This window comes from Pseudoalteromonas sp. THAF3, assembly GCF_009363775.1.
Taxonomy (GTDB): Bacteria; Pseudomonadota; Gammaproteobacteria; order Enterobacterales; family Alteromonadaceae; genus Pseudoalteromonas; species Pseudoalteromonas ruthenica.
This window is the reverse complement of record NZ_CP045418.1, coordinates 1,638,045-1,654,269: the sequence shown is the minus strand read 5'-3', so window position 1 is coordinate 1,654,269 and position 16,225 is coordinate 1,638,045. Positions and strand designations below refer to the sequence as shown.

14 protein-coding genes are annotated in these 16,225 nt (G+C 48.9%); 9 read left to right on the top strand and 5 right to left on the bottom strand.

The window, feature by feature from the left end:
• Nucleotides 1–3: 3 nt before the first annotated feature.
• The 4 genes from FIU82_RS07630 to FIU82_RS07615 are packed head-to-tail and all read right to left on the bottom strand — an operon-like array spanning nucleotide 4 to nucleotide 3,994.
• Nucleotides 4–780 carry an enoyl-CoA hydratase-related protein gene (locus tag FIU82_RS07630; protein WP_152440760.1) on the bottom strand — a complete coding sequence of 259 codons (777 nt, stop codon included), beginning with the start codon at nucleotides 778–780 and terminating at the stop codon, nucleotides 4–6.
• Nucleotides 781–789: 9 nt separating this feature from the next.
• Nucleotides 790–2,397: a carboxyl transferase domain-containing protein gene (locus tag FIU82_RS07625; protein WP_152440759.1), complete on the bottom strand. Its 1,608-nt coding sequence runs from the start codon at nucleotides 2,395–2,397 to the stop codon at nucleotides 790–792.
• A gap of 8 nt (nucleotides 2,398–2,405) precedes the next feature.
• Nucleotides 2,406–3,581 carry an isovaleryl-CoA dehydrogenase gene (locus FIU82_RS07620; protein WP_022944556.1) on the bottom strand — a complete coding sequence of 392 codons (1,176 nt, stop codon included), beginning with the start codon at nucleotides 3,579–3,581 and terminating at the stop codon, nucleotides 2,406–2,408.
• A 5-nt stretch (nucleotides 3,582–3,586) separates the two neighbouring features.
• Nucleotides 3,587–3,994: a MerR family DNA-binding transcriptional regulator gene (locus tag FIU82_RS07615; RefSeq protein ID WP_045978805.1), complete on the bottom strand. Its 408-nt coding sequence runs from the start codon at nucleotides 3,992–3,994 to the stop codon at nucleotides 3,587–3,589.
• Nucleotides 3,995–4,287: 293 nt separating this feature from the next.
• Here FIU82_RS07615 and FIU82_RS07610 point away from each other — a divergent pair, with 293 nt between their 5' ends.
• The 7 genes from FIU82_RS07610 to FIU82_RS07580 are packed head-to-tail and all read left to right on the top strand — an operon-like array spanning nucleotide 4,288 to nucleotide 11,836.
• Nucleotides 4,288–5,481, top strand: a complete 1,194-nt coding sequence (locus tag FIU82_RS07610; RefSeq protein WP_053911616.1) for an acetyl-CoA C-acyltransferase — start codon at nucleotides 4,288–4,290, stop codon at nucleotides 5,479–5,481.
• A gap of 59 nt (nucleotides 5,482–5,540) precedes the next feature.
• Nucleotides 5,541–7,031, top strand: a complete 1,491-nt coding sequence (locus FIU82_RS07605; protein WP_022944553.1) for a CoA-acylating methylmalonate-semialdehyde dehydrogenase — start codon at nucleotides 5,541–5,543, stop codon at nucleotides 7,029–7,031.
• A gap of 53 nt (nucleotides 7,032–7,084) precedes the next feature.
• Nucleotides 7,085–8,242 carry an acyl-CoA dehydrogenase family protein gene (locus FIU82_RS07600; RefSeq protein ID WP_022944552.1) on the top strand — a complete coding sequence of 386 codons (1,158 nt, stop codon included), beginning with the start codon at nucleotides 7,085–7,087 and terminating at the stop codon, nucleotides 8,240–8,242.
• Between the two features lie 9 nt (nucleotides 8,243–8,251).
• The gene (locus tag FIU82_RS07595) at nucleotides 8,252–9,031 is read left to right on the top strand and encodes an enoyl-CoA hydratase (RefSeq protein WP_022944551.1); all 780 of its coding nucleotides are present in this window, start codon (nucleotides 8,252–8,254) and stop codon (nucleotides 9,029–9,031) included.
• Nucleotides 9,031–10,164 carry an enoyl-CoA hydratase/isomerase family protein gene (locus tag FIU82_RS07590; RefSeq protein WP_152440758.1) on the top strand — a complete coding sequence of 378 codons (1,134 nt, stop codon included), beginning with the start codon at nucleotides 9,031–9,033 and terminating at the stop codon, nucleotides 10,162–10,164. Before FIU82_RS07595 ends, FIU82_RS07590 begins: the two co-directional genes overlap by 1 nt.
• Before the next feature lie 8 nt (nucleotides 10,165–10,172).
• A complete protein-coding gene (mmsB, locus tag FIU82_RS07585; protein ID WP_152440757.1) occupies nucleotides 10,173–11,060 on the top strand; it encodes a 3-hydroxyisobutyrate dehydrogenase in 888 nt (295 codons plus the stop codon).
• Nucleotides 11,061–11,062: 2 nt separating this feature from the next.
• Complete coding sequence (locus tag FIU82_RS07580; RefSeq protein WP_022944548.1) at nucleotides 11,063–11,836, top strand: SDR family oxidoreductase; 774 nt, start codon at nucleotides 11,063–11,065, stop codon at nucleotides 11,834–11,836.
• A gap of 50 nt (nucleotides 11,837–11,886) precedes the next feature.
• Here the strand turns inward: FIU82_RS07580 and FIU82_RS07575 are convergent, their stop codons facing one another.
• The gene (locus FIU82_RS07575; RefSeq protein ID WP_152440756.1) at nucleotides 11,887–13,620 is read right to left on the bottom strand and encodes a hypothetical protein; all 1,734 of its coding nucleotides are present in this window, start codon (nucleotides 13,618–13,620) and stop codon (nucleotides 11,887–11,889) included.
• 160 nt (nucleotides 13,621–13,780) lie between these two features.
• On the opposite strand from FIU82_RS07575, the gene FIU82_RS07570 reads away from it, so the two are divergent.
• Complete coding sequence (locus FIU82_RS07570; protein WP_151172757.1) at nucleotides 13,781–15,598, top strand: protein kinase; 1,818 nt, start codon at nucleotides 13,781–13,783, stop codon at nucleotides 15,596–15,598.
• A gap of 455 nt (nucleotides 15,599–16,053) precedes the next feature.
• The gene (gene rmf / locus FIU82_RS07565) at nucleotides 16,054–16,224 is read left to right on the top strand and encodes a ribosome modulation factor (protein ID WP_026111006.1); all 171 of its coding nucleotides are present in this window, start codon (nucleotides 16,054–16,056) and stop codon (nucleotides 16,222–16,224) included.
• The last annotated feature ends 1 nt before the right edge of the window (nucleotide 16,225 follow it).

Below are 16,225 nucleotides of genomic sequence, written 5' to 3'. Positions count from 1 at the left end.
AGCTTATCCTTGTTGTTGCCAGGCTGGAGCTTGCTTTTCAAAAAACGCCGTAAGCCCAATTTGGCCCTCGTCGCTGACGCGGATCGCGGCGATACGCTCGGCGGTCAGTTGGCGTAAAGAATCATCGATGGGCTGATGAGCCACCTCGGCAATTAGGCGCTTCGCTGCTTTGACTGCTTGCGGGCCATTATCGGCTAATTTACTGAGCAGTTGCTCGGCGCTGGCGTCCAGATCGTCACTGAGTTCGTGGATCAGCCCGAGCGTTTGTGCTTGCTCGGCGTTAAATACCTCTGCGGTGAGGAAATAACGTCGCGCATTGCGCTCGCCCATGGCGTTGATCACGTAAGGACTGATCACGGCAGGAATAAGCCCCAGTTTGACTTCTGACAGGCAGAACTTGGCGCTGCTATCGGCGAGGGCAATGTCGCAACAGGCAATGAGCCCCAGCGCGCCGCCAAAAGCGGCTCCTTGCACTAAACACACCGTGGGCAGGGGACACTCATACAACACCTGCATCAAGCGTGCGAGCTCCATGGAGTCAGCTACGTTATCCTCGAAGCTATTGTCCTTCATGGATTTCATCCAGTTTAAATCGGCCCCAGCGGAGAAGTGCTTGCCTTCACTTTTGAGTACCAAAGCGCGTACATCTAAGGTGCTGGCATGCTCGATACAGCGGATCATTTCGTTGATAAGCACATCGTCAAAGGCGTTGTGTTTTTCAACACGGGCCAAGGTTAAGATGGCGATGCGACTTTTAGTTATTGTTAATGTGACAGACATAGCGCCTCCTTACATCCTAAATATGCCAAACTCGGATTCTTTCGCTGGCGCGTTGGTGGTGGCCTCAAGTGCCAAACCGAGTACCGAGCGGGTGTCGGCAGGGTCTATGATGCCGTCGTCCCAAAGCCTTGCACTGGCGTAGTAGGGGTGCCCTTGGCGCTCATACTGCTCAATGATGGGCTTTTTAAATTCATTTAGCTGTTCATCGCTCATGGACTCGCCTTTGCGCGCTAGGCCATCTTGCTTCACTTGTGCTAATACCCCTGCGGCCTGTTCACCGCCCATCACAGAAATACGAGCGTTGGGCCACATCCACATCATGGTCGGCTCATAGGCGCGGCCACACATGCCGTAGTTACCGGCGCCATACGAGCCACCAATAAGAATGGTAAACTTAGGCACCTCGGCACAGCTTACGGCGGTCACCATTTTCGCGCCGTGCTTGGCGATGCCCTCGGCCTCGTATTTCTGCCCGACCATAAAGCCGGTGATATTCTGCAAAAACACCAGTGGGATATTACGTTTGGCACACAGCTGAATAAAATGCGCGCCTTTTTGCGCCGACTCGCTAAACAACACGCCGTTGTTAGCAACAATGCCCACTGGGTGGCCGTAAATCTCAGCAAAGCCGGTCACTAGGGTCTCGCCAAAGTAGCGCTTAAATTCATCAAAAGAAGAGTCATCGACGACGCGTGCAATCACCTCGCGCACATCAAAGCTCTTTTTCAAGTCGGTGCCGACAATGCCGTAGAGCTCGTGGATATCGTAGCGTGGTGCCTTAATCTCTTTTAATACCGGCGCGACTGGGCGTACATGATTGGTGCGGGCAATACATTGGCGCGCAATCGACAGGGCGTGCTCGTCATTGTCAGCATAATGGTCAGCTACACCGGAGGTTTTACAATGCACATCGGCACCGCCTAAGTCTTCGGCGCTCACTTCTTCCCCGGTAGCCGCTTTAACCAAAGGTGGGCCGGCAAGGAAAATAGTGCCTTGCTCTTTGACAATAATACTTTCATCAGCCATCGCGGGAACATAGGCGCCGCCAGCGGTACACAGCCCCATGACCACGGCGATTTGTGGGATCCCTTTTGCCGACATGCGCGCCTGATTGTAGAATATACGGCCAAAGTGCAGTTTATCGGGAAACACTTCGTCTTGCTCTGGCAGGTTAGCGCCGCCGGAGTCGACCAGATAAATACAAGGTAGGTGGCAACGCTCGGCAATTTCTTGAGCGCGCAGGTGCTTTTTCACCGTCAGCGGGAAGTAGGTGCCGCCTTTAACGGTGGCATCGTTACCGACAATCATGCACTCCACGCCTTGCACTCGACCAATCCCGGCAACCACACCGGCGCAGGGAATGTCTTGCTCATACACGCCGTGGGCGGCGAACTGGCCGATTTCCAAAAACGGCGAGCCCTCATCGAGCAAATGTTCAATACGGTCACGAACAAATAATTTGCCTCGACTTTGGTGGCGCTCCACGTATTTTGGACCACCGCCACCACGAATAGTAGCAGCGCGCTCATGAAGGTCTTGAACCAATGAGCGCATCGACTCGTCGTTATTGAGAAACTGCGGGTCTTTAGGATTAATAGCAGAAGATAAAATCGTCATAACGCACCTTAGCGGCTTTCGGTGAATAGCTCGCGGCCAATCAGCATACGGCGAATTTCTGAGGTGCCAGCACCAATTTCATACAGCTTGGCATCACGCAGCAGGCGCCCAGTGGGGTATTCGTTTATGTAGCCATTGCCGCCCAGAATCTGAATTGCATCTAAGGCCATTTTTGTTGCTAGTTCAGCCGCGTATAAGATAACGCCGGCCGCATCTTTACGGGTGGTTTCGCCTCTGTCGCACGCTTGGGCAACGGTGTAAACATAGGAGCGTGCGGCATTCATTTGCGTATACATATCGGCAATTTTGCCCTGAATAAGTTGGAAGTTACCAATAGGGCTGTCGAACTGTTTACGCTCATGAATATAAGGAACGACCACGTCCATACACGCTTGCATAATACCCAGCGGTCCGCCAGCGAGTACTACGCGCTCATAATCGAGGCCACTCATAAGTACTTTGACACCCTCATTAAGGTTGCCAAGAATGTTCTCTTCGGGCACGGCGCAATCCTCAAACACTAGTTCACAGGTGTTTGAGCCACGCATCCCCAATTTATCGAGCTTTTGCGCTTGGCTGAATCCAGGAGTGTCACGCTCGACGATAAACGCGGTGATCCCTTTCGGGCCGGCGCTGGCATCGGTTTTGGCATAAATTACAAAGGTGTGAGCGTCAGGACCATTAGTGATCCACATCTTGTTGCCGTTTAGAATGTAGTGGTCGCCTTTTTTCTCCGCTTTTAAGCGCATAGACACCACGTCTGAACCGGCACCAGGTTCACTCATCGCCAATGCACCGATGTGCTCGCCACTGACCAGTTTAGGCAGATATTTTTCTTTTTGTTGCTCGTTACCGTTACGGAAGATTTGGTTAACGCAAAGGTTAGAGTGTGCGCCATAGCTTAAGCCAATTGAGGCGCTGGCACGGCTTACTTCTTCCATCGCAATAACATGTTCGAGATAACCTAAGCCGGCACCACCATATTGCTCATCTACCGTCATGCCTAGTAGCCCCATCTCACCAAATTTAGGCCACAGCTCATTGGGGAACATGTTTTTCTCATCAGTTTGTTCAGCAAGCGGCGCAATCTCGGCGCTGGCGAATGAGTTTACGTGGGAGCGGATCATATCGGCTGTTTCCCCGAGGCCGAAGTTGAGTTCTTTATAAAGCGAAATTGTACTCATGGTGATTAATCCTGTTGTAAATGTGAGAGGGTTTCACGGCAGCGTTTCTCAGCCGTAACGAGTTCCATTAGCACGACTTTAATGTCGTCCATTTGCTGATTGAGGTGTGCTTTCTTTTCTTCGATAAGATCGAGCATAGTGACAAGCTGCTTGGCACTGGATTTGTCCGCGTCATAAAGTTCGAACAATCGACCCGTTTCTGCTAGGGTGAAACCTAAGCGTTTACCGCGAAGGATCAGCTTCAAGCGCACTTTATCGCGTTTAGAATAGATTCTGGTTTGGCCATTTCGTCTCGGAGTAATAAGCCCTTGGTCTTCGTAAAAACGAATACTGCGGGTGGTTATATCAAACTCCTTGGCAAGCTCACTGATAGAGAACGTTTGCTCGCTGGCCGTTGGGCTTTGCTCTGTCATTGTCTTTTAGTCTTATCTACTACAAATTTTTAACACCAATATAAGTGAAGTTTACGTAAAGGTAAAGCTGCATTTGGTGCTCACTTTTATTCTACTATTTTCTTTTCCATAAGCCCTGAAGCTAACTGTTTATAAGGCTTAGCTTAGAATGGCGTTGATTTTATAGGCGTAACTAGGCGGTGGCTGCTAAAGTTTACAGCGATTGAAATTTCATCATCTCACTTATCTAATTGACGTTGGCGTAAACGTAAATTTTATGTATGCTCAAGTGAAATTGATATGGAGAACACAGTATGAGTACACCATTGCAGGATAACGATATTGTTATTGTTAGTGCCCAGCGTACCGCCATGGGTGGTTTTATGGGTGCACTAAGCGGTGCCAGCGCCACCGAATTAGGCGCAAGCGCAATCAAAGGCGCCTTAGCGAGCGTTAATCTAGATGCCGGCGAAATTGACGAAGTCATTATGGGGTGTGTTTTGCCCGCTGCTTTGGGTCAAGCGCCTGCGCGTCAAGCGATGTTGAAAGCAGGTATGGAAAAGCACACTGGTGCAACAACCATTAATAAGGTGTGTGGCTCAGGTCTAAAAGCGGTAATGCTTGCTCATGACCTAATCAAAGCTGGCAGTGTTAATAGTGTTATCGCTGGTGGCATGGAAAGCATGTCAAATGCTCCTTATATGTTACCGAAGGCGCGCTCAGGCATGCGCATGGGCCACGGCGAAGTAAAAGACCATATGATGATGGATGGCTTAGAGGACGCTTACGATAATCTCGCAATGGGGTGTTTTGCACAAAGCACAGCCGATCAATACGACATGACTCGTGAGCAAATGGACGAATTTGCACTTAACTCACTTGCTAAAGCCAACAAAGCAATTGAAAGCGGGGCCTTTAAAACGGAAATCACCGCGCACACTATCAGCAGTCGTAAAGGAGACGTGACAGTGGAGGTGGATGAGCAGCCAGGGAACGCCCGTCCAGATAAAATTCCGTCATTGCGCCCAGCGTTTAAAAAAGACGGCACCATCACCGCAGCAAACTCTTCGTCAATCTCTGATGGCGCTGCGGCACTTGTGGTAATGAGCTACGGCGAAGCGCAAAAGCAAGGCATGACCCCCATTGCCCGGATCAGCGGGCACAGCACCCACTCACGTTTACCGGCTGAATTTACCATCGCCCCGGTTGGCGCTATGGAGAAGCTACTGAAAAAGCTTGATTGGCAAGTAGACGACGTTGATTTATGGGAAATCAATGAAGCCTTTGCCATGGTCACGATGCTGGCTATTAATGAAATGAAACTTGATGCTGACAAAGTTAATGTCCACGGCGGCGCGTGTGCACTTGGCCATCCAATTGGAGCCAGTGGCGCACGAATTTTGACCACGCTAATTCATGCGTTGCGTAATCAAGGCAAACAGCGCGGTGTCGCGTCACTGTGTATCGGTGGCGGCGAAGCCGTTGCCTTGGCTATCGAAACACTTTAATTTTTTCGCGCCCATAATTACTACAACACTGGGCGCTGCTATTTTGGGGAGTATGCATCATGCATCAGGTACCACTTTATATCGGCGGCGAAATGCGCCAATCCACATCATCACAATGGCTGGATGTTCTTAACCCAGCAAACCAGGAAGTCTTGGCGCAAGTGCCACTGGCTACCGAAGACGAAGTCAATGAGGCGATTGCCTCAGCTAAAGAAGCGTTTAAAACGTGGAAAGATGTGCCGGTCACTGAGCGAGCACGCATTATGATGCGTTATGCGCAGTTACTAAAAGAGCATCATGATGAAATAGCTACAATTATCTGCCATGAGTTAGGTAAAACTTTTGAAGATGCCAAAGGCGACGTTTGGCGTGGTATTGAGGTTGTTGAGCAAGCGGCGAACGCCCCATCAAATATGATGGGGGAGACGGTTTCTAACGTCGCCCGCAATATTGATACCTATTCATTAATCCAACCTTTAGGGGTATGTGCGGGGATCACCCCGTTTAACTTCCCGGCGATGATCCCACTGTGGATGTTCCCGCTAGCTATCGTTTGTGGCAATACCTTTGTCCTTAAGCCTTCTGAGCAAGATCCGCTCACGCCGATGCGCCTAGTGGAGTTATTTGAAGAAGCCGGTGCACCTAAAGGGGTGTTGCAGGTGGTACATGGCGCAAAAGACCAGGTTAATCAGATCCTAGAGCATGATGATGTGCGCGCTATCTCGTTTGTCGGCTCCTGTGCAGTAGGTCAATACATTTACGATAAAGGCACCGCTAACCTCAAACGGGTGCAGTGCTGTGTAGGTGCTAAAAACCACCTCGTGGTGATGCCAGATGCCCATAAAGAGAATGTTATTAATAACCTAGTGGGCTCTTCGGTTGGCGCCGCAGGGCAGCGCTGTATGGGTATTTCAGTGGCGGTGTTCGTGGGTCAGTCAAAGCAATGGGTTGATGATTTGAAAACTGCGTTGAGCAAAGTACACCCAGGTACTTGGGATAATCAAGATGCTGCGTATGGCCCGCAGACCACAGCTGCGGCCAAAGAGCGTATTCTGTCTTTGATTGCCAAAGGTAAAGAAGAAGGTGCCGAGTGTTTGCTTGATGGTTCAGATTGCACTGTAGAAGGCTATGAGAAGGGCAACTGGGTGGGGCCAACTTTATTTGCCAATGTGACTCCAGACATGGCTATCTACCGCGAGGAGATTTTTGGCCCGGTACTGTGCTGTGTGTTTGTGGATACCTTGGAAGAGGCCATCGCCTTAATCAACGACAACCCTTATGGCAATGGTACATCGCTATTTACCGCCAGTGGCGCAGCGGCACGTAAATTCCAGCATCATATTGAAGTGGGTCAGGTGGGTATCAATGTGCCAATTCCTGTGCCGTTACCGTTTTTCTCCTTTACTGGCTGGAAGGGCTCGTTTTATGGCGACCAGCATACCTATGGCAAACAAGGTGTGCGTTTTTACACCGAGACCAAAACCATCACCGCACGTTGGTTTGAAGACGACGCAGTCAGCGGTCCCAATATGAGCATCAACCTAAAATAACTGGTTCGGCCGGCTAAATCCGGCCGCTATGTAAGTAGTAAAGAGAGTGCATTATGGATTTTAACCTTACAGAAGACCAACAAGCCTTTGCCGATATGGCTGAGCGTTTTGCTGCCCAAGAGTTGGCCCCGTTTGCAGCTAAATGGGACCAAGAACATATTTTTCCAATAGAGACCCTACAAAAAGCCGGTGAGCTGGGCTTTTGTGGCCTCTATACTCCGGAAGAAGTCGGTGGTCTAGGGCTGTCACGTCTTGACTCAAGCATCATTTTCGAGCAGCTAGCTAAGGGCTGTACCGCCACAACCGCCATGCTTACTATCCACAATATGGCGACGTGGATGGTCGCAAGCTTTGGTACTGATAGCGCCAAGGAGCGTTATTGCCCTGAGCTTGTCACCGGTGAAAAACTGGCTTCGTATTGTCTAACCGAGCCAGGCAGTGGCTCCGATGCGGCGTCGCTAAAAACAAAAGCGGTTCGCGACGGGGATGATTATCTGATCAGCGGCTCAAAAATGTTTATTTCCGGCGCTGGCAGTACCCAGGTGTTAGTGGTGATGGCTCGCACCGGTGAAGCAGGGCCCAAGGGCATTAGCGCTTTTGTTGTGCCTGCTGATGCCGAAGGGATCAGCTATGGTAAAGCCGAAGAAAAAATGGGCTGGAACGCGCAACCAACCCGTTTGGTCACGTTTGAAAATGTACGCATTCCTCAAGACCATTTGTTAGGTCAAGAGGGCGAGGGCTTCAAGTTTGCCATGCAAGGGCTTGATGGTGGCCGCATTAATATTGCGACCTGCTCATTAGGTACGGCGCAGCAGGCATTGAACACGGCGAAAGAATACCTTAAAGAGCGTGAACAGTTTGGTAAGCCATTAGCGGCGTTTCAAGCACTGCAGTTTAAGCTTGCAGATATGAACACCGAACTGGTGGCGGCCCGACAAATGATCCGCTTAGCGGCGTTTAAGCTCGACAGCAATGACAGTGAAAAAACCACTTACTGCGCCATGGCTAAACGTTTTGCCACCGATGTGGGCGTAAAGGTCTGCGATGACGCACTGCAAATTCATGGCGGTTATGGCTATATCAAAGAATACCCATTGGAGCGCCACCTTCGTGATGTGCGCGTACATCAAATTTTAGAAGGCACTAACGAAATCATGCGAGTGATCATTGCGCGCCGTATTTTGGCCGATCACGTCAGCGAAATTCTATAAGGAGTCATTATGTCGTCAGCACAAATAAAGTTGGAAAAACGTGGCCACACTGCCATTTTAACAATGAGCAACCCACCGGCTAATACGTGGACGAAAGAGACACTGACAGCACTTAAAGAGCAGGTTGAAGCCCTAAACGCCGACAAGGACATTTTTGCCTTGGTGCTTACCGGTGAAGGAGAGAAATTTTTCTCTGCTGGGGCCGATTTAAATGTGTTTGCCAGTGGCGATAAAGGGGTTGCTGCACAAATGTCACAAGTATTTGGCGCCGCCTTTGAAACCTTAAGCGATTTTCGTGGTGTGTCTATTGCTGCCATCAATGGTTTTGCTATGGGCGGAGGCTTGGAAGTGGCCTTAGCCTGTGATATTCGCATCGCCGAAGAGCAAGCGCAGATGGCCTTACCTGAGGCAAAAGTGGGTCTGCTTCCGTGTGCTGGTGGCACTCAAAATTTGGCGCTCTTAGTTGGTGAAGGTTGGGCTAAGCGCATGATTTTGTGTGGTGAGCGTATTAAAGCGGACAAAGCGCATAGCATAGGCTTAATTGAAGAGGTCGTTGGCAGCGGTGAAAGCTTAGATAAAGCTCTTGCCCTCGCTGAGCAGGTAGGTGAGCAAAGCCCAGTCGCGGTCAGCTATTGTAAAACTCTTATTCAACAGGGCCGTCATGGCGATATTCGCAGCGCTTTGCCACTTGAACGCGAGTTATTCGTGAAGCTATTCGACACCCAGGACCAAACCGAGGGCGTTAACGCGTTCCTTGAAAAGCGTAAAGCGAAGTGGGTGAATGGCTAATGGACGAACTTATCCCGTTAAATAATCAAGACGCCGAAGTTGTCTTTGAACTGGCTCAGTGTAGCAACGGTTCTAAAATTGGATTGGCAACGCTCAATGTCCCTAAGGCTCTCAACGCGCTGAACTTGAACATGATTCGCTTGCTTGATAAGCAATTGAAGCATTGGACCGATGACGATGAATTAGCCTTTGTAGTTCTTAAAGGGATGGGTGATAAAGCGTTTTGTGCTGGTGGTGATGTCGTCAGCTTGCACAGCGCTATGGCTACAGGGGAGCCTGCAGACTATGGGCAAACCTTTTTCAGTGAGGAATACCGTCTTGATTATGCCATCCACTGTTACAACAAACCGATTGTTGTGTGGGGTGATGGTATTATCATGGGCGGCGGTATGGGCCTAATGGCTGGCGCCAGTCATCGGGTGGTCACTGAGCGCTCAAAGCTTGCGATGCCGGAGATCACCATTGGCTTGTACCCTGACGTAGGCGCGAGCTACTTTTTGCAAAAAGCACCGGACAACATTGGCTTGTTCTTAGGCCTGACCGGGGCATTGATGAATGCCGATGATGCGCGCTTCGCTGCCCTTGCCGATCACAGTATCGATAGCAATAAGTTTACCGCCTTACTGGCAACCTTGTGCGAGCAGAGTTGGGGCAAAGTGGCTGCACTCAATCATGATAAGCTCACTCAACTTTTGAAGAAGTTTGATGGTGAGTCAAAAACCATGGAAAAAGGTGGCCTACGCACTCATTTGAACACCATAAATCGTATGAGCGAATACAGCGATTTAGCAGGTAAGGTAAACTACCTTACGGGAATAGAAAGTGATGATAAATGGTTAGCTAAAGCCGTAAAAACGCTGAAGCATGGATGTCCGCTAAGTGCTCACTTGGTATTTGAACAACTTAAGCGTGCTCAAGGGCTGTCACTCAAAGCCTGCTTCAAAATGGAGCTGGGTATGTCGGTGACGTGTTGTGAAGTGGGTGAGTTTCAAGAAGGGGTGCGCGCATTGCTGATAGACAAAGACATGAGTCCGCAGTGGCAATACCCAAGTTTGCAAGAGGTACCTGAGTCGGTAATTGAGCGCTTTTTTAATCGCCAGTGGCGTGAACATCCACTTGAAACCCTAGTCTAGGAGGCAGCATGGCAAAAATAGGATTTATTGGTTTAGGTAATATGGGTGCGCCTATGGCGCGTAACCTAATTAAGGCCGGCCACTCGGTTAGTGTCTTTGATTTAAACAAGCAGGTGGTCAACGAGCTTGCCGATGAAGGCGCGCATGCAGGTACAACCGCTGATGAGGTCACTCACGGCGCACAGTTTGTGATCTCCATGTTGCCAGCTGCAAAGCATGTTAAGTCGTTATACTTGGCAGACGATGGTTTAATCCATCATTTAGCCAGTGACACTGTAGTGATTGACTGTTCAACCATTGATGCGGCCAGTGCCACTGAAGTCGGACAAGCCTTAGCCGATAAGGGCATTGCCTTTGTCGATGCGCCCGTCTCGGGCGGGGTCGCTGGAGCTAGTGCTGGTACCTTGACCTTTATTGTTGGTGGCGCTAAGACTCACTTTAATGCCGTGCAACCGGTCCTGGAAGATATGGGGAAAAATATCTTCCATGCTGGCGATATTGGCGCCGGTCAGGTGGCAAAAATCTGCAATAACATGCTGCTGAGTATTTTAATGGCCGGGACCAGTGAAGCTTTGCAAATGGGCATTAATCACGGCTTAGACCCCAAAGTGCTGTCGGACATCATGGTCAATAGCTCGGGGCGGAACTGGACGTTAGAATTGTACAATCCTTGCCCTGGGGTACTGGAAAACGTGCCATCAAGCAATAACTATCAGCCCGGTTTTATGGTCGATTTAATGGCCAAAGATTTGGGCTTAGCACTGGAAGCCGCTCAGAATTCTGGCTCGGCTACCCCTTTAGGGGCGCTTAGCAAAAACTTGTACACCCTGCTACAAAACCAAGGGGCAGGGGCGCAAGACTTCAGTGCTATATTCAATTTATTCGAGAAGAAGTAACTATGGAATTAAACAACAAAGTAGTCGTCGTCACCGGTGGTGCCCAAGGTTTGGGATTATCGATGGCCGCTATGGCGGCGAAAGCCGGTGCACATTTGGCGCTGATTGATATGGACAGCGCTTTATTAGACGAGGCGATAGCACAGCTAAAAACTCACAGCACGCTCGCCGATGCCAAAATCCAAGGCTATATCTGCAATGTCAGCGTTGAACAAGAAGTTGAGCAGACATTCGCTGCTATTGCGAAAGACTTTGGTGCTATCCACGGCTTGATAAACAATGCCGGCATCTTGCGTGATGGCTTATTTATCAAGGCGAAAGAGGGCAAGGTAGTCGATAAAATGTCACTAAGCCAATTTCAATCGGTCATTGATGTCAACCTGACCGGGGTGTTCTTGTGCGGGCGCGAAGCCGCCGTGCACATGGTGGAGCACGCCGAGGGCGGGGTGATTATTAATATGTCCAGCGTGGCTCGTTCCGGAAACATGGGGCAAACTAACTACTCAGCAGCTAAAGCGGGTGTAGTGGCCATGACCACAAGCTGGGCTAAAGAGCTTGGTCGTTATGGTATTCGTGTGGGTGCCATTGCACCTGGCGTGATCCGCACTAAAATGACCGATGCAATGAAGCCTGAAGCGAAAGAGCGTCTTGTTAAAATGAAGCCGGTGGGCCGTTTAGGTGAAGCAGAAGAAATCGCGCATACGGCGAAGTACATCTTCGAAAATGATTTCTTTACCGGTCGCGTGGTCGAGATAGACGGCGGTATTCGCCTGTAAAATTGGCAAGCTAATATAACAAAGGGCGCTGTTAGCGCCCTTTTTAGTGGTTATTCACTTTTGCTGATATTGGTTTCAGATTTCATCTCAATGCCGTTGTCGGTGATATCTGTTGTCAATGATAGCTTCATGTTTTGCTTAGCCAACGAGTGGATTTCAGGTGGCAATTCTTCACCTTTACTGGCGGCGGCTTCAAGAACAATGTCCATCATCGGTGCAAATTGCAGGCTCATACCTAATACACCGTTGGCATCCACTGCTTGTGAACTCATGTCAGCAGCGAGCGCTGTTGATTTTTCACCATTGTACACGGTGATGTGTTGACCGTTTATAGCCAGTTGAGCATCCACATTACCGCTGGCAGGCACAGGCATAATTTCATTCATCGAAATAGGCGTGCCATCACTAGGGATTTCAATTTGTGCTAGCTGCGGCACTAACCCTTTTGCGGTGTTTATGAGTGTTGTTGGATCATCGGCGCTAAGCGTGACTAACGCATCAATATCACTTACTTGTGGGGTATAGCCACTGAAATCCATCACCACATTTTGTACGCTAACGCTGATCCCTTTTACTCCGGCAGCCATGCCGGTGGCCATCGCCATAGCCATTGGGTTTGATTGTTTCGCTTGCTGTTGTGCCATCATTAGCGGCTCACAGGTAAACTCAGCCTGCGTAAATGCGCTCCAAACGGTATTAGCAAGTGGTGCAAGTTTACCCACATCGATACCGTAACCGACACTAAATAAGCCGTCGTCTTTATTGGTCACGTGACTTGGAATAAAGCCGCGAACAGTTTGTAATGCGCCCAAAATATCTTTGTCCGTGCTTTCAATCACAATATCCGCATCAAAGTCGGCGCTGCTGTCACTGACTTTGACATTTGACGTGCCAGAGACGATAGCGGGCCATTTCGCTGCAATAGCTGGAATGTCTGCTTTACAACCAGCGGTGCGCAAAGCTTGCATTGCTTGTGCTTGACCCATTTTCGTAAGGATGGCATCAAGCATACTGCTTAAACGTGAAGGTTTGTCAGCGACTGCTGCTGAGGCTAATGCTTCAAAGTTAACGTAGCTAATCGAGCTGCCGTCCCACTGATACTTATTGATGTAGTCATTAACACGATTGGAGCTGTTTAAACTTGTTTGCGCTTTTTCAGTGGCAAGGGCTAAGGCAAGGTCATCTTGATTGTTGAATTCACTATCTAGGGTCACTGTTAGCCAGTTATCTTTAATCGCAGCGATAATCGCCACGGAGCTGCTGTCATCAAGTGCAAGGGTAAAGCGGGTGTAAGACTGCGAATTCAATGATTCATCAGCGTAGCTTACGCCTGCGTTGTCGGCTGCTTTTTTCAGCGTATTGATAAAGTTTTGCGGTTGTTCGAGCTCAGCGCGCATTACCGGCATTAAACCAATAGCGTACCCTAGGTAGCGTAGGTCATTACCAATGCCCCACGTTTGCGTATAACTGCCATCGCGTACGCTACTCTCGTACTGGTTTAGTAGTTCGAAGAAGAATACGGCGTTAACGTTTCCTTGAGCCTTTGCACGTTCGATAGCTTGGGTGAGCTCTTCGTCGGTGCCGCTGGACATCATGTCAGAGGGTAACAACTGTGCGTATTGCTTATATGGAAACGGCTTTAACTGTGAAGCAAAAAAGACAGTATCAGCAGGCACATAATCTAGCTCAGCCATACTCGCGCCGCCGCCAGCACCTTGGTTTGAATAATAAAGGCCTGCCGCCACAGCAGCGGCAACAGCACCGCCGATTAGTACTTTTTTCATGGGAATTCCCTTTCGTTGTCGTTCAAAGCGTAAAAGAATACGTTATTGCCGTTTTTAGGACAAGCATTTTAGGCGCGCAAAGTGGTGCTTTATGTTGTCGAATATGTAACAAAAAGCGTAAACTTAGCAATTAGTTAGCAGATAACACCCAGAGGCAAGCTTGGCGCAGCGGGCAATCACCAATTTTTATATTAATGAAGAGCAATCTATTTATTTGCTCTCCCATCGCGATGCTAAAAAGCATAAGCAATGGCTGAATATATGCATTAAACAGCTCACCATGCTGGGCTATAAAAATGTTGAGTTAATTGGCTCCGGCGCATTTGGTTTTGTGTTCGCAGGTATTGATGATAGGCAACAACACTGGGTGTTTAAATTCTCTCGTATTACCTTAGCGCAATCAGTACGCGATAGGCTCGAAGACGAAGCCTATATGCTTTCACGTTTTGATCATCCGATGATCCCGCAATTTTATGCCTTTGAGCGGGTAAAAAAGCAAGGCATATTGATGATGGCGCGAGCCGAGGGAGAAGACTTAGAACAATTGTCTATTCGCCAAGGCAAGTTTACTGCCAAGCAACTTCTCGATTTAGCGCTGCAGCTCCACCAGTTATTACATGTATTACGAAACTACCGAGGTGGGATCACTCCTATGCCCGTTGTTCATGGGGATATTAAGCCTTCCAATTTGGTCTGGGATGAGCGCAGCAAAACCTTGTCACTGGTTGATTGGGGGAGCTCTGTTTATGCGCAGCTGGATGCCAGTGGGCAGCCCATTGCCGCAAATGTGATGGACTTAATGTCTGCGGATGTAACCAATACCAACGCGCGCATGGGGGATGTCTACTTTATTGGTGATGAGCAAATGTCTGGGGCGCAATCGTCTCCGCGTTTTGACGAGCAGGGGGTGGCGTCAACGTTGTACGCGCTGGCGTCAGCGCAGTCGTGCCGTTTTGGTGCGCAAGTGATACCTGCTGCATCACTGGGGTTGCCCAAAGAATTTGCCCGGGTGATTGATGCCATGCTCAGCAAAGACAAGGCAACGCGCGACGCCGGCGGCGACTATTTTATGCGTAATATGCCGACCATGGCCCGCGCCTATGTTCCTGATAATCCGTTGGTTCGAGATAAAGCATTGATCCCAGTTTGGAAGGCGCAGGTAGCCACTTTGCCCGATACCGTAGTGTACAGCTCGCGTAAGCAGTTTTTGCGTCAGGCAGACAGTCAACAGCGGTTGGTTGATGTTAATGATGCGCAATTGGAGCGCTATTACCGAGAATTTTTATTTGATACCGGTGATACTGAAAAAGCGTTTTTGGCAGCGATCAGCCGCTTGGCCAAGTACCCCGTTGTGGGCGGTTTGAGCTTTCACTGGAAGCAGTCATCACTGTTTGTTGAATCAAGCTTAATCTTGTATGACGAGTCATTAGAGCCTTCATTCCAAGATGCGGTAGATAACACCGTGAAGTTGGCGCAAGGGATCACCCAAAAAGGGTTGTTTAAATGTTGTCTATTCGATGCCCGACAAACAATTCAACTTGAGCGTGATGCCACCGGTGCCTTTAAGTTCGAGCAACTGCCACAATTGCATTATGACGTTATTAATATACCCGGTACTGAGATGCTGAGGCCGCATTCTTATTTTGAAGATGGTAAAGACCCGGATGAGCAGCTACAGCTTCCCAAGAAAATCATTCAATGCGTATTTGAGCTTAATAAAATCCACCACACCGGATGCATCATTTTTGAATCTTTGCCCCAACGTTTGAAGATACACCATTATTATCGGTTATTGGATGCCAGCCAAGAAGTACGATTTAGCCAACTACTTGACGAGATTATGCAATACGCGATGGCCATTGACGGCATAGGTGTTGCGGGCTTTATGAAACTCCCTTACAAAAACACGCGAGAGTTCGAACTGTGCGCCGTGCAGAGTGAAGACTTCCTGGCAAAAAATCCTAAAAAACATAATTGAGCCAGTAATCACGTGCACAGTGCATGACTAAGCACATAACAAAGCCAGCGTGGTGTTGAACTTAGAGTTAATGTTATTCATGGACATAAATTATGGCAAATTTGTGTCACATTAAGGGTTGAATTTAAGGTCAATAGACGGCAGATTAGAACTAAGGGCAGGAACTTTTTTAGCGAAACCACTGTCTTTATTTATAAGCGTTAGGCGCGTGTTTGATCATTTAAGCGCGCGCAAAAATCCACGTAAAAATAGTCCAATAAAAAGGTCGGCGAACGCGAGGTACGACCACTGAAATTTTTCAAAACTAAATTTAATCCGCGCTCAGCCAGTTAGGGTTTGTCAATAGGCAAAGGTTAAATTTGTTGATTGCAAGTGACAGTTTTATTAACTATCCATTAAATGTAGATGACCGATTCACTACAACGTATCAAAACTATAATGGTGAGGACTTACCTATGAAGAGACAAAAGCGTGATCGTCTAGAACGTGCACATTCTCAAGGTTATAAAGCAGGCATGGCAGGCCGTTCAAAAGAACATTGCCCCTACCAACAAATAGATCCACGATCACAATGGCTCGGAGGGTGGCGTGAAGCCGTCGAAGACCGCTCTATGTATAAAGTATAAA

Coding starts and splice junctions, on each gene's coding strand:
- FIU82_RS07620 (WP_022944556.1), bottom strand. CDS start 3,581: ATGAGTACAATTTCGCTTTATAAAGAACTCAACTTCGGCCTCGGGGAA.
- mmsB (WP_152440757.1), top strand. CDS start 10,173: ATGGCAAAAATAGGATTTATTGGTTTAGGTAATATGGGTGCGCCTATG.
- FIU82_RS07610 (WP_053911616.1), top strand. CDS start 4,288: ATGAGTACACCATTGCAGGATAACGATATTGTTATTGTTAGTGCCCAG.
- FIU82_RS07595 (WP_022944551.1), top strand. CDS start 8,252: ATGTCGTCAGCACAAATAAAGTTGGAAAAACGTGGCCACACTGCCATT.
- rmf (WP_026111006.1), top strand. CDS start 16,054: ATGAAGAGACAAAAGCGTGATCGTCTAGAACGTGCACATTCTCAAGGT.
- FIU82_RS07590 (WP_152440758.1), top strand. CDS start 9,031: ATGGACGAACTTATCCCGTTAAATAATCAAGACGCCGAAGTTGTCTTT.
- FIU82_RS07630 (WP_152440760.1), bottom strand. CDS start 780: ATGTCTGTCACATTAACAATAACTAAAAGTCGCATCGCCATCTTAACC.
- FIU82_RS07615 (WP_045978805.1), bottom strand. CDS start 3,994: ATGACAGAGCAAAGCCCAACGGCCAGCGAGCAAACGTTCTCTATCAGT.
- FIU82_RS07625 (WP_152440759.1), bottom strand. CDS start 2,397: ATGACGATTTTATCTTCTGCTATTAATCCTAAAGACCCGCAGTTTCTC.
- FIU82_RS07575 (WP_152440756.1), bottom strand. CDS start 13,620: ATGAAAAAAGTACTAATCGGCGGTGCTGTTGCCGCTGCTGTGGCGGCA.
- FIU82_RS07600 (WP_022944552.1), top strand. CDS start 7,085: ATGGATTTTAACCTTACAGAAGACCAACAAGCCTTTGCCGATATGGCT.
- FIU82_RS07580 (WP_022944548.1), top strand. CDS start 11,063: ATGGAATTAAACAACAAAGTAGTCGTCGTCACCGGTGGTGCCCAAGGT.
- FIU82_RS07605 (WP_022944553.1), top strand. CDS start 5,541: ATGCATCAGGTACCACTTTATATCGGCGGCGAAATGCGCCAATCCACA.